The following is a 14,063-nucleotide window of genomic DNA, read 5'->3' on the forward strand; positions in this document are numbered from 1 at the left end:
AAATCCGCTGAAAAGAATCAGCGGATATCGTAAGAATAATTGAATATGAAGAAAGATAATTCTTTATCTGGTTCTGCTTTTAATTGCATCTGAAGCACCCTCGATATCTCTTACCTTTTTGATTTTCTGATTTCCGAAATTATACGTAAGACTTACGATTAAGCTTCTGTTGTAGCGGTTTTGGTGGACATAATTATAATTTCCGTTTTCCTGAAAGTCTTCAATTTTAACGATGTTGGTATTCAATACATCATTTACATTCACTGCAAACGTCCAGTCGTTCCACATTTTCTTAAGGCTAAGATCTAAACTCATCAGGTTTTTCAATGAACCAAGCTCAATCTGTTGCTTATCTACGAAGAAGTAATTAAGTCCGAAGAACCATGTTTTCTTTTTATCAAGACGAACGGTGTTGTTGGTTTGGATCAAAAGACTGGTAGAATTGGTTTTATTGGTGTATGTAATAAATTTTCCACTGGGCCCTTTTTCATCTTTGAATCTGTCTCCTGTTGTAGGATCAGTATCAAGGCTTCCATTGTTAATATTATGCTGTACACCGATATTGAAATTGGTTGTCCAGTATTGCTTGAAAAATGACTTTTGAATACCTACCATTGCGGAAATTTCCTGTTTATTCCCAAAATTGGTTCTGATATATCTTAATGCCGGGTTTTCGCCTTCCTTTCCAGCCGGTGATACCGGATATCCCTGAAGTGGTACCTGCGTAATTACATCCTGAATGTAGGAATGGTTTAAAATCAGGAAATAGGAATTCTTGAACATATAAGTAAGCTCCTGATTATAGGTAGAAGATGCCTTTACGAACGGGTCATTCTGAGTATAATTATCATCTGTAAGAATGTTCCTTACCGGATTAAGTTCCCAGAAACTAGGTCTTCTCATTCTGCTGGAGAAGGAATAAGAGATATTGTTTTTATCATTAATTGCATAATTCAGACTTAGATAGGGAAGAAGGTTTTTATAATTTCTTTCAATTCTTCTAAGAGCTTCTGTGGGAGCGTTGTCAGAAGTTCCAAGACTGTTGGTGATCTCATATCGGGCACCTATTTTTCCGGAAAGTTTGTCGGAAATCTTTTTCTCAACGGTAAGATACATTCCGTAGATGTTTTCATCATAGATAAAATGGTTGGGTCTTGAATCCGGAGCTTTTACAGGATTAAAAGAATAAGTTATGTTTTTAGAATCGTTATCTGTCTTAGTCTTATTATAATTTCCGCCTATAGATACAGTCAGATCATTTTTAAACTTTTGATTATAATCCACCATTCCGGAGAAATTATTAATAATCTGAGGAAGATCCTGGAATACCTGTGTTTTTATTTTTCCTACTTTTCTGTTGATATCCGAAGCAAAGGTCTGGTTATCTGTGGACTGGAATCTTCTGTAGTTGAGGTAGGCTGCATTTACATTCAGTTTACTTCCCAATGAATCTGTTTTTAATTCATAATTTAAATTCACAGAATTGTTATAAGATCTTGAATCCTCCCGGTTTTTAGACCACGTATATTCCGTATTAGTTTTTTTTATGGTATTAAATAAATCTACCGTTGAATTATAACTTTTATTAGCCCATGTATTCCATGATAATGCGAGATTGCTTTTATCATTCAGTTGATAATCAATATTCAGATAGCCACCGATGTTTTTATTCGGATCATCAACATCTCCTACGGATTCATTAGAAGTTTTGGCAGTACCATTTCTTAAAGTATAGGTCTGTGGTTCGATATTTTCACCCCCGCTAAGACTGGCACTTACTCCCAGTTTATTTTTTCTGTAGTTAGCCGAGAAACTCGCCTGACTCCCGTTATATTTATTGGTAGTGTTAGACATTCTCATATTTCCATTGAGACCATCACTCATTTTTTTCTTTAAAACGATATTGATGATTCAATCAGATGATTCTACCTGATACTCACTTCCCGGAACGGTAATCACTTCAATTTTCTGGATATTTTCTGCCGGAGTATTTTTCAGAAACTGAACTAAAGATTCAGCGTCCATATTGCTTTTTCTTCCGTTGATATAGATCAGGGCATTATTTTTCGCTGCTATTTTCAATGTTTTATCATCCGTTGAAGATAATAATGGGGTCTGCTTCAAAAGATCAAAAGTGGTATTTCCTTTTGCAACAGGAGATGCTGCTACATCATATACAAAACGATCGCTTTGCTTTTTGAAAACCTGTTTTGTGATGGTAACTCCTTCTATGTTTTTTGTTTTTGCCGTATCAGCTTTCTTTTCCTGCGCAAATGCACAAGTACTGAATACAATGGCCATTGACAAAATTATACGTTTCATGTTGTTTTTATTTAAGAGTGGATTTAGTGTATAAGTTTTATAAATTAGGTTCTGGATTTCACAGCATCGTTAGCTGATTTCATTTCCCTTGCTTTTTTAAGTTTCTGATTTCCGAAATTATAAGTAACTCCGATGCTCATTAACCTTGGATAATTGAAGTTGGTGATATTATTATATTTTCCGTTAGGCTGTACTCCTTTAATACTGTAGAAGCTTTGATTGAATAAGTCACTCACTTCCGCTACAATCGTCCAGTCTCCAGCGATTTTTTTCAGACTGAGATCGAAGCTTTGTCTTGTACCTATCATTCCTCCTTCCATTGCAGTCTGGCTAGCAAAGAAGTAATTCACTCCCAGGAACCAGTCTTTTTTAGAAGAAAGTCTGATGATATTATTGAGGGTTGCAGACATATTGTAGTTTTTGACATCAATGATGTAAGGATCTACTACTTCAGTTTCTCCCGGAACGGGCATAGAAGTTGGGTCTTCAAATACTCCGCCTTTGTAGGTAACATAACCTAAATTGACAGAATAGTTGGTTGTCCATATATCTTTAAACCAGGATTTGTTCATTCCAAGAGTTAGAGCAATCTCCCTGTTTTTTCCATAATTGGTTCTGATATATCTTAAGAATCTGGTAGTTTCCATAATCGGATTTCCTTTGATGTCCTTTATGATTTTCCCCTCAGAATCTTTTTTAGGAGCTGTTACAGTTCCTTGTAATGGAATCAGGTCTGAGGCTGCTGCATCCTCCACCATATTAAAACTAAGATTGGCATAGAATGCATTTTTGTACATATAATTGATTTCCTGATTATAGTATTTGGAAGCGAGTATAAATGGATTGTTCTGCGTATAATTGGTTGGAGTAAAGTAGGTTCTTGAAGGATTCAGTTCCCAGAATCTGGGTCTTCTGATTCTGCTGGAGAAAGTATAGCTCAGATTATGATCGGAATTGATGGCGTAATTTAAATTCAGATAAGGCAGAAGGTTGTTGTAATTTCTTTCAAATCCTGTTTTATCCACAATATCGCCTGTACTTCTGGTCATTTCGTAACGGGCTCCTATTTTTCCGGATATCTTCTCCGTTAATTTTCTTTCATAATTCAGGTAAATCCCAAGTATATTTTCTTTATAAATGAAGTGATTGGTCTGGTTGGGATCGATGATAAATTGTCCGTTTTTTAATTTATCCTGTTTGGTGTCGTTATCTGTATTGGTGTGGTTATAACTGATTCCCATTAACCATGTTGCTCCTTTAGCCGTTTTTTTCAGATAATCAATATTGGCAGCGTAGTTGTTGATGATTTGGGGTACTGCCTGATGTAATGCTGAATATTTGTTGATTGTATCATTCGTTAAAGGAAAACTTTCATTGAAACTTACTTTATCCCTGTTGAACCATAAGTAAGAAATGTTGGATGTAAGCTTACTTCCCAGAGAATCTGTTTTCATCTCATAATTCAAATTGAAAGAATGATTTCTTGTTTGTGCATCCTCGTTGTTGACAGTTCTGTTATTTAATACTCCGTTTTGCCAGTTGGTAATATCCAGTACAGAATTGAAACTTTTATTGTATCTCATGTTGTAGGAAAATCCAAGACTGTGTTTTTTATTGATTTCATAATCAACATTGAATCCTCCACCAAAATTTTTGTTAGGATCATCATTAAACCCAAAAGACTCATTTCTGAAAGTAGGATCACCGTTGGACAGCGTATATCTTTGTCTGTCTGTCCAGCTTCCCATTCTGAAATTAGAATTACCGGACCATTTTCCCTGTCTGAAATTAAAAGAAGCTCCCGCATTAGGATTATTGTAATAAGCCTGCTCGTTCTGCATTTTCAACGTTCCGTTATAGCCGTTGTTTTTGCTTTTTTTCATGACAATATTGATGACTCCTTCTTTGGATTCAACCTGAAATTCACTTCCGGGAACTGTAATGACTTCAATTTTCTGGATATCTTCAGACGGAGTAGACTTCAGCATTTCAATCAATGCCTCAGAATCCATATTGGTTTTTTTATTGTTGATATAAATGACTGCATCATTTTTTCCCAAAATCTTCAGCGTTTTTCCGTCTATGCTGGAAATCATCGGTGTTTGTTTCAAAAGATTAAAGGTGTTGGTTCCTTTAGCGATAGATGAAGAAGCTACATCGTATACCAAACGGTCACCCTGCTTTTTGAAAACCTGCTTCTTGAGATTCACTGCATCAATAGCATTGACTTTCAAACTATCTTTTTTCTGCTGGGCAGTGATAAGTCCACCGAAAAATAATGCTGCAATAAGAATTTGAGTCTTCATGATTATTCTTTTTTAATTAATAGCTTGTATGGTTTGTTATTTAACATTACAAAGATATATAATAAATTTAGTATTTTGTAATACAAAGTACTTAAAAATATTTTTAAATCATTATAATCAATTGATTATCAATTAATAAAAATTAACATTAAAATATTGATTGCTTGACCTTTCTGTATAATAAGACAAATAAATGATGCAAAATGTTACATCAATGAAAGAAATTATGAGAAATTTTTAATTAATACCTGGAATTTATTCCCATTAGCTCCGGAGTTATGCTTCACACAAAGACATATGTGAATCTGGGTTGTAATAACTGTAAAAATAAAAAAGGACCGAAAAGGTCCTTTCATTATATTGTTTATTCTCTGTCGAATCGGGCAAGCTTTTTATCTACCCAAACCGTTGCAAAGGGGAAGAATGCAGATAATAAGGCAAAAACAAAATCTTCATCATCCCAATTATAAATTTTTCTGGCAGGAAGGCAGAGTAAAAGGTAAAGGGTAAAAAATAAACCATGTAAACTACCAATAACACTGATGAAGATGATAGAGTACAAATTTTCATCATACCGGATCCAGATCATCGCAACACCATACAACAAAAGACATGAAATGGCCTCCGCAAGACAAATTTGCTTAAACCATCTGATGATTTTTTCCTGAGAATATTTTGAGAATATTTTTTCGATGAAGTCCATTTCTTAAATTATGAGGTGAGAGATAAAAGGTAAGAGTCTTTCTCTTGCTTTTAATTTTAGCCTCTCATTTCCAATATGCAAAATTACTTATAAAAACTACTACCATCCAAATAGTCAAAAACTTCTGGTGGCAGCATAGGTCTTACATTTTTACCATCCTTTATCATATTACGGATTTCTGTAGCTGAAAGCTCTATTATCGGTGCTTTTACCAGAGAGATATTTTCATGCTGTAAATATTCGGAATCTTTTTTCTCACCTTCAAATACTCTTGGGTAAACAATAATATGATGATTTTTGATCAGGATATCAGCATTTTTCCATTTGTGAAGGCTTTTCAGATTATCTTCTCCCATGATCAGACTGAAAGAATAATCAGGATATTTCTCATGCAGATACGTTAAGGTATCAATAGTATAACTTGGTTTCGGAAGAGAAAACTCCACATTGGAAGCTCTCATATTAGGATAATTCTTTACCGCAAGCTGTACCATATCAAGTCTGTTATGGTCATTGAGTAAAGATTTTTTGTCTTTAAAAGGATTTTGAGGACTTACTACAAACCAAAGTTCATCCATATCAGAATTTTCCAGAATATAATTAGCCAGAATAAGATGCCCGATATGAATAGGATTGAATGATCCGAAAAATAAACCGATTTTTTTCATGTGCTATTAAGAAGCTAGGTCGTAGGAATTAGGGGTTAGGGAGTTTGAAGTTTTGTGATTATAGCATTCAACATTTTTGATATTTCGGAGGTTTTTTCAATTAGAATTTTAAATTTTTCAGAACTAAGGTAACTTAAATTTTTTGAAATAATCAATTGGGTTTCCAGCTCAGCACAGCTACCTCTTGCAATTTTCAAAAACTGAAGATAATCGCTGGTAGATCTTCTGGAATGTCCTTCAGCAATATTGGACGGAACTGAAATTGACGCTCTTCGAATCTGGCTAGTAAGTCCATATAGTTCTTCTTTTGGAAAAATAGTGGTCACTGAATAGATTTCAGTAACGAGATCTACAGATTTGTTCCAGACAATTAATTCCATATAATTTCCCATATGTATTTCCCTATTCGTTGATTACTAAATCCTAATCCCTATTTCTTACTCTCTAAATTTTACATCCTTGATATTAAGATAATGAGTGACATTGCCTTTCCAGTGATTTTCTTCCAGGGTAAAAGCAAGATCAAAGTTTTTATTTTTAAAATCGTCAACAAACTGTCCCAGCTTGAACCCGACACATTCAATATTTCGTCCTGTAGATTCCTGTTTGATATAAAACTTCAGGTGATTATTATCTTTCCCCATTGTTTTTACATATCCGGAAAGCTTCTGATTCGTTAATGTAAAAATAGGTTTCATATTATGCGGTCCAAATGGAGCCAGTTTTCTGTGGAAATTGATAAACTCTCTGTTGATTTCATCTACTTTAATCTCTGTATCAATCGTAATAGAAGGTTCTTTCTGATGATCTTTGATTTTTTCCGAAACAATTCTTTCAAATTTTTCCTTGAAAGCATCAAATTTATCCTTCTCCATCGAAAGTCCGGCCGCAGCATGGTGTCCCCCGAATTTAAGGAAATATTCAGAACACATATCAAGAGCTTCGTGTACGTCAAAATCAGAAACAGATCTTGCGGAAGCTACCATTTCTCCGTTATTACCATCAGTAAAAACAAGTGTAGGTTTATAATAGGTTTCAATAAGCCTTGAGGCTACAATACCAATTACTCCTTTATTCCATTCCGGATGATAAACAATAGTAGTATGCTTGGTTTCCTGCTGGGATTCTATGATCTGATTCAGGGCAGAAAGAGTGGAATTCATATCCAGTTCACGCCTTTCATCGTTGAGGTTCATGATATCATTCACAATCTGATTGGCATGTTTCAGATTATCAGAAACCATAAGCTCTACAGCTGCTTTACCATGGGAAATTCTTCCGGCAGCATTAATTTTAGGAGCGATTTCAAAAACAATATTGGAAATTTCAAAATGAGAAAGCTTATCCTCAGGAATCAATAATCTTAAACCAAGATTTCTGGTCTTTCTGAGGGTTTTTAATCCCATTTTAGCCAGAACCCTGTTTTCTCCTGTCATCGAAACAATATCTGCAGCAATGGAGATTGCCAGAAGATCTGTCAGCTCAAATAATTCTGCTTCCGGTAATTTATAAATCGTATTCAGTCCCTGGCAAAGCTTAAAGCCAACACCGCATCCGGAAAGTTCTTTGAAAGGATATCTGCAGTCACTTCTTTTAGGATCAAGTACAGCCGCAGCATTAGGAATCTCTTCACCCGGAAGGTGATGGTCACAGATAATAAAATCGATGTCCAGATTACGGGCATAGTTGATCATATCAAGGGCTTTGATTCCACAGTCCAGAGCAATGATTAATGAAAAACCATTTTCTTTGGCGAAATCAATTCCTTCGGTGGAAATTCCATATCCTTCAGAATTTCTATCCGGAATATAATAATCCAGATATTTTTTCTCAACAATTTTGCTGAGATAAAGGTACATCAAAGCAACAGCTGTGGTTCCGTCCACATCATAGTCACCATATACCAATATTTTTTCTCCATTTTCAATGGCGGTGGCAATACGCTCTACAGCCTTTTGCATGTCTGCCATTAAAAACGGATTGTGTATATCGTTAAGGTTGGGTTTGAAGAATTCTCTGGCCTTTTGATAATTGTCAATTCCCCTTAGAACGAGGATTTTAGATTCAAAAGTACCAAAACCAAGTGACGAACTTAGTCTGTCAACAACTTCCTCATCGGGTTCAGGCTTGTAAATCCATTTTTGACTCATTTCACAAAAATAAGGAAAAAAGTTCTAAAAGCGTCTTTAAAAATCAGCAAATTAGATTTTAAAATAGGTGGCATAAGGATGAGAAAATTGATACTTGTTAGTTAAATTGATCAGAATAATTATATTTTTATTCATTTTAAAAATGATCTCTGTAGGAAAATTATATTCATTCAAACTATATGTATCACACGTTTCTATGATTGTTTTGTTTAAAATAAACGGTAAGAACTTTCGGGTTTCTTTCTAATAATAAAAAAATAACATTCAATGCGGATATTAGGAGAATTTTTGACTTAGTAATTGTTAAAAAATGTTATCTTCGTGCTCCAAATTTTAAATGACTATGAAAAAAATTATGCTAAGCCTTATGTCATTTGGGGCTATGTATTCGATCAATGCACAGAAGATTAACCTTGGAAAAGCTGCCGGGATGGTTTCAAATGGTGCAAAAGCCTTAACATTTACCAACGAAGATGCTATTAAATTATCCAAAGAATCAGTAGACTGGATGGATAAAAACAATCCTGTAGCAGGGCCTAAAGATCCATATACTGTGAGACTGAACAGGCTGTTTGGAAAACATAAATCTCAGGATGGTCTGAACCTGAATTATAAAGTTTATAAAGTAAAAGATATCAATGCGTTTGCCTGTGCTGACGGAAGTGTACGCGTATTCTCTTCATTAATGGATATTATGACTGATAATGAATTGCTTGCTGTAATCGGACATGAAATTGGCCATGTAAAGAATCAGGATACCAAAGATGCTATGAAATCAGCCTATCTGAAGGCGGCTGCATTAGATGCTGCATCATCAGCTTCGTCAGCTGTATCTACCCTTAATGAAAGCCAGATAGGAAAGATGGCGAATGCCTTTTTAGATGCTTCGCACAGTAAAAAGCAGGAGTCTGAAGCAGATACTTATTCATATGACTTTATGAAAGCTAATAAATATGATGTAGTAGGTGCTTATACGGCTTTTAAAAAATTAGCTTTACTTTCAGAAAGAAGTACACAGACTAATTTTGAAAAAATGTTCAACTCTCATCCCGACAGCAACAAAAGAGCAGAATCTATCAAAAAGAAAGCAGAGAAAGAAGGTTTATGGAAAGATCCGGGAACTGTAGCGTTACCCACTGCTAAATTGACGAAATAATTATTTTATTTATTGTTTAAACGAAAATACCTCAAAGCATTGCTTTGAGGTATTTTTATATAAATTTTAATGTTGTTCTGATTAAGAATACATTTTTTCTCTTAATTCTTTTACCTTTTTATCAGCAAGGTATTCGTCATAAGTCATTTCTCTGTCAATGATTCCGGTAGGAGTCAGTTCAATGATTCTGTTACAGACTGTTGAAAGCATTTCGTGGTCATGAGATGCCAGTAAAAGATTTCCTTTGAAGTTAGATAAAGAGTTGTTCAAAGTTGTGATACTCTCAAGGTCTAAGTGGTTGGTAGGTTCATCCAATAAAAGAACATTAGCTTTCTGAAGCATCATTCTACTGAACATACATCTCATTTTTTCACCTCCGGAAAGTACTTTACAAGATTTCAAAGCCTCATCTCCTGAGAACAGCATTCTTCCTAAGAATCCTCTTACGAATTCTTCGTGACGCTCTTCATCGTTCTTTGTAAACTGTCTCAACCAGTCAACCAGGCTTAGGTCTTCCTGGAAGAAGTTGGTGTTGTCCAAAGGCATGTGAGACTGATTGGTAGTAACTCCCCATGCAACCGTACCTTTGTCCGCTTCAACATTTCCAGCCAGAATTTCGAAAAATTCTGTAATGGCTAAAGAGTTTTTGGAAAGTACAGCTACTTTATCTCCTTTTTTAAGATTTAAATCAACATTAGAGAATAATAATTCTCCGTCTTTTGTTTTCTCAAGACCTTTTACATCAAGGATCTGATCTCCTGCTTCTCTCTCCATTTCGAAAATAATAGCAGGATATCTTCTTGAAGAAGGTTTAATATCGTCAATATTTAATTTGTCGATCATTTTCTTTCTTGCAGTTGCCTGTTTTGCCTTAGCAACGTTAGAGCTGAAACGTGCAATGAAATCCTGAAGTTCTTTTTTCTTCTCTTCAGCTTTCTTGTTGGCCTGAGCTCTTTGTCTTGTTGCCAATTGAGAAGCCTGGTACCAGAAAGAATAGTTACCTGTATATAGGTTAAGCTTAGAATAATCAAGGTCACCAATATGGGTACAAACCGTATCAAGGAAGTGACGGTCGTGAGATACAACAATTACCGTGTTTTCATAATCAGCAAGGAAGTCTTCCAGCCATGAGATGGTGTCAATGTCAAGGTCGTTGGTAGGCTCATCCAGAATCAATACATCAGGGTTTCCAAAAAGTGCCTGAGCCAAAAGTACTTTTACTTTGTCTTTGTTCTCAAGTTCACTCATCAGCTGCCAGTGCATATCATCCGTAATTCCTACGTTAGAAAGCATCGTCTGAGCATCAGATTCGGCAGTCCAGCCACCCATCTCATCATAAATTACACCTAATTCTCCGGCTTTAATACCGTCTTCGTCAGAGAAATCTTCCTTTGCGTATAACGCATCCATTTCCTCTTTTATCTCAAATAATTTCTTATTACCTCTTAAAACAGCTTCAAGAACCGTAAACTGATCGTATGCAAAGTGATCCTGCTCCAAAACTGACATTCTTTTCCCTGGTTCCAGAGATACATGCCCTGTTGTAGGATCCTGCTTTCCTGTTAGTATTTTCAGGAATGTAGACTTTCCCGCACCGTTTGCTCCGATGATCCCGTAGCAGTTTCCTTTGGTAAACATAATATTTACCTCGTCAAAAAGAACTCTTTTCCCGAATTGTAAAGATAAGTTAGATACTGTTAACATATAGTTTTGTAAATTTGGCGCAAAAATACGAAAAGAATTTGGGTATTTTGTAATAATATAATAGTCAAGTTTTTAAATGTATGGTATTTTTTATATATTTCATTAACGAAATTTTAAAATGATGAAGATTGAGAAAACAGTTAGCATATTAAATAAAAGAGCCCGTTTTGAATATGAAATTCTCGAAGAATACGAAGCCGGAATGGTTTTGACGGGTACGGAAATAAAATCTTTACGTTCATCCAAAGCATCCATTACAGAATCCTTCTGTCAGTTTATTGATGGGGAATTGTACATCATCAACATGATGATTGATGAGTATAAATTGGGAACTTTTTACAATCATAAAACAAAAAGGGAACGGAAATTGCTCTTGCACAAAAAAGAATTACAAAAACTTGAAAAAAAGTTAAAGGATGCTGGGAACACCATAATACCTTTAAAATTATATATCACTGACCGAGGGAAAGCAAAGGTGCTGATAGCGCTTGGTAGAGGGAAAAAACTTTTCGATAAAAGAGAGGCGATAAAAGATAGAGAAAATAAACGGAACCTCGACAGAATATTAAAGAAAAGTTAAAAATCATTTGAAAAACTTTGTATATAAAGAAAAATTATATTTATTTTGCATTATCAATTATTTAATCATTTAATTCTATGAAAAATCTAAAATTAGGAATTTCAGCATTGGCGCTTACTGTTGCCTCTACTGTTTTCGCACAGACTACCAACAATCCGTGGTTAATCGGAGTTGGTGCTCATGCTGAAAACCACGTAGCAGCAAGAGGTAACTTCAGTAATACGTTCTCTGCTAACAATTTGACAAAAAGTATGTTCAATGTGAACAACTTTTCTATTACACCTCCACTATCTAAGTTAACAGTTGCTAGAAACGTTGGAAAAGGTTTAGTAATTGACTGGCAAACTTCTGTTGGAAATGTTGAAAACAAAAGATTCAACATGGGGAAAGAATTTTTCCTAATGACAGGTCTTGGTTTCCAGGCTCACGCTGCAGGTCTTTTATGGAACGAAGAATCTTGGTTTGATCCATATTTAAGAGTTGGTGCTAACTACTTAAGACATGACTATACAGCTCTTACTTTCCCTAGAACATCTGTTGACGCTAACGGTAACGCAATCGAAACTGTAACAAACGGTAAGGATGGTAACGAAAACGGTAAAGCTAATCACTTTACTGTAGCTACAGGTGCTGGTGCTAACTTCTGGGTAACTAAGAACTTCGGTCTTGGTATTCAGGGAGATTATGTATCAACTCCAGGTGATAAATCTACTGTTGCTAACTTCTGGCAAGCTTCTGCTTCTATCTTATTCAGATTTGGAAACAGAGATAGAGATAAGGATGGTATCCTAGATAAAGATGACCTTTGTCCAGATACTCCAGGTTTACCAGAATTCCAAGGATGTCCTGATACTGACGGTGACGGAGTTCCAGATAAAGACGATCAATGTCCAGAAGTGGCTGGTCCAGTTGAAAACAACGGATGCCCTTGGCCAGATACTGACGGTGACGGTGTAATCGATAAAGATGACGCTTGTCCTACAGTAGCGGGTCCTGCTGAAAACAACGGTTGTCCTTGGCCAGATACTGACGGTGATGGTATCTTAGATAAAGATGATGCTTGTCCTACTGTTCCAGGTCTTCCTGAATACAACGGATGTCCAGCTCCTAAGAAACCAACTGCTGTTGTTGCTACTGAAGCTCTTAAAGATATCTTATTTGATTTCAACAAAGCTACAATCAGACCTCAATCTAATGATAAATTAGACAGTGCTGCTAAGATCATCAAAGATGCTCCAGCTGAAAACTTCGTAGTAGTAGGTATGACAGATGCTAAAGGTGCTGCTGCTTACAACTTGAAACTTTCTAAACAAAGAGCTGCTGCTGTAGTAGGTGCTTTAGAAGCTAGAGGTGTTAACCCTGCAACATTGAAATCTATCGGTATCGGTTCTCAGGAAGCTACTGTTCCTGCAACTGCAAGTGATGCTGAAAGACAACAAGACAGAAAAGTTATCGTAAGAGCTATCTCAGGTGCTGAGTGGGATACTTATAAGAAAAATGACTTAACTGTAGCTAAACCAGCGAAAAAAGCTACTAAAAAAGCTCCAGCTAAGAAAAAAGCTGCTGCTAAAAAGAAAAAATAATTAATTTTTCTAAATAATGAATACCTCCAATTTGATTGGGGGTATTTTTTTTTTGTGGACTTTTGAGTAATTTTGTTGGAAATTTAAAAATTAAAATGGGAAGAGCATTTGAATATAGAAAAGCTTCTAAAATGGCCAGATGGGACAAGATGGCCAAAACATTCTCTAAAATTGGAAAAGATATTGCTTTAGCAGTGAAAGCTGGCGGAACAGATCCGGAATCCAATCCTGCATTGAGAAGATGTATCCAAAACGCAAAAGGGGCGAATATGCCTAAGGATAATGTTGAAAGAGCAATTAAGAAAGCAAGTGGTGCAGATGCAGAAAACTATGAAGAAATCACTTATGAAGGTTATGGGCAAGGTGGTGTTGCTTTTTTTGTAGAATGCACTACGAACAACACTACAAGAACTGTAGCTAATGTAAGAGCTGTTTTCAATAAGTTTGATGGTAACCTTGGGAAAAATGGTGAGCTGGCATTTATCTTCGACAGAAAAGGTATTTTCACAATAGATTTAGCCCAGATTAAAATGGATTGGGATGATTTCGAAATGGAAATGATTGATGGAGGTGCAGAAGATGTGGAAAAGGATGAGGAGGAAGTAATGATCACTACAGCTTTTGAAGATTTCGGTTCTCTATCTCACAAATTGGATGCGCTTGGAATTGAAGCAAAAAGTGCAGAACTTCAGAGAATTCCAAACAATACAAAAGAAGTAAATGCAGAACAGTTCAAGGCTAATATGAAAATGCTTGAGCGTTTCGAAGAAGATGATGACGTGCAAAACGTTTACCACAATATGGAAATCACAGAAGAGCTGATGAACTCTTTATAAAAAATAACATAGCATTCATATACAGTTAATTTTCAATTAGTTTCTTTGTACAAAA

General features: G+C 35.5%; 12 protein-coding genes. 4 read left to right on the plus strand and 8 right to left on the minus strand.

The annotated features are described in order from the left end of the window. Positions 1-63: 63 nt before the first annotated feature. From RHP76_RS17670 to recJ, 7 genes are all read right to left on the minus strand, one after another. On the minus strand, positions 64-1,884 hold the full coding sequence (locus RHP76_RS17670) for an outer membrane beta-barrel family protein (RefSeq protein ID WP_311228693.1): 1,821 nt from the start codon (positions 1,882-1,884) through the stop codon (positions 64-66). Between the two features lie 27 nt (positions 1,885-1,911). Continuing rightward, complete coding sequence (locus RHP76_RS17675; protein WP_311228694.1) at positions 1,912-2,322, minus strand: hypothetical protein; 411 nt, start codon at positions 2,320-2,322, stop codon at positions 1,912-1,914. A 44-nt stretch (positions 2,323-2,366) separates the two neighbouring features. Further along, positions 2,367-4,628: a TonB-dependent receptor domain-containing protein gene (locus RHP76_RS17680; RefSeq protein WP_311228695.1), complete on the minus strand. Its 2,262-nt coding sequence runs from the start codon at positions 4,626-4,628 to the stop codon at positions 2,367-2,369. A 364-nt stretch (positions 4,629-4,992) separates the two neighbouring features. Next, entirely contained in the window at positions 4,993-5,331 is a 339-nt protein-coding gene (locus RHP76_RS17685; protein ID WP_062673669.1) for a DUF3817 domain-containing protein, read from the minus strand. Between the two features lie 83 nt (positions 5,332-5,414). Next, positions 5,415-5,999 (minus strand): nicotinate (nicotinamide) nucleotide adenylyltransferase, encoded by a 585-nt coding sequence (nadD, locus tag RHP76_RS17690; protein ID WP_120232612.1) that lies wholly within the window; start codon positions 5,997-5,999, stop codon positions 5,415-5,417. Positions 6,000-6,034: 35 nt separating this feature from the next. Beyond that, positions 6,035-6,379, minus strand: coding sequence for a four helix bundle protein (locus RHP76_RS17695; RefSeq protein WP_253297030.1), 345 nt, complete (start codon positions 6,377-6,379; stop codon positions 6,035-6,037). Between the two features lie 57 nt (positions 6,380-6,436). Continuing rightward, complete coding sequence (gene recJ / locus RHP76_RS17700; protein WP_123278489.1) at positions 6,437-8,149, minus strand: single-stranded-DNA-specific exonuclease RecJ; 1,713 nt, start codon at positions 8,147-8,149, stop codon at positions 6,437-6,439. A 343-nt stretch (positions 8,150-8,492) separates the two neighbouring features. On the opposite strand from recJ, the gene RHP76_RS17705 reads away from it, so the two are divergent. Next, positions 8,493-9,305: a M48 family metalloprotease gene (locus RHP76_RS17705; RefSeq protein WP_311228696.1), complete on the plus strand. Its 813-nt coding sequence runs from the start codon at positions 8,493-8,495 to the stop codon at positions 9,303-9,305. 81 nt (positions 9,306-9,386) lie between these two features. On the opposite strand, the gene RHP76_RS17710 is transcribed toward RHP76_RS17705, so the two are convergent. Beyond that, on the minus strand, positions 9,387-11,009 hold the full coding sequence (locus tag RHP76_RS17710; RefSeq protein ID WP_034694751.1) for an ABC-F family ATP-binding cassette domain-containing protein: 1,623 nt from the start codon (positions 11,007-11,009) through the stop codon (positions 9,387-9,389). A gap of 121 nt (positions 11,010-11,130) precedes the next feature. Between RHP76_RS17710 and smpB the strand changes: the two genes are divergently transcribed. The 3 genes from smpB to RHP76_RS17725 all read left to right on the plus strand — a co-directional run bounded on the left by smpB (position 11,131) and on the right by RHP76_RS17725 (position 14,008). Further along, positions 11,131-11,589, plus strand: coding sequence for an SsrA-binding protein SmpB (smpB, locus tag RHP76_RS17715; protein WP_034694839.1), 459 nt, complete (start codon positions 11,131-11,133; stop codon positions 11,587-11,589). A gap of 77 nt (positions 11,590-11,666) precedes the next feature. Then, entirely contained in the window at positions 11,667-13,172 is a 1,506-nt protein-coding gene (locus RHP76_RS17720; protein WP_062673678.1) for an OmpA family protein, read from the plus strand. Positions 13,173-13,267: 95 nt separating this feature from the next. Next, positions 13,268-14,008, plus strand: coding sequence for a YebC/PmpR family DNA-binding transcriptional regulator (locus RHP76_RS17725; protein ID WP_034694756.1), 741 nt, complete (start codon positions 13,268-13,270; stop codon positions 14,006-14,008). Positions 14,009-14,063: the final 55 nt, after the last annotated feature.

The sequence above is a fragment of the Chryseobacterium sp. SG20098 genome, assembly GCF_031844745.1.
Classification (GTDB): domain Bacteria; phylum Bacteroidota; class Bacteroidia; order Flavobacteriales; family Weeksellaceae; genus Chryseobacterium; species Chryseobacterium cucumeris.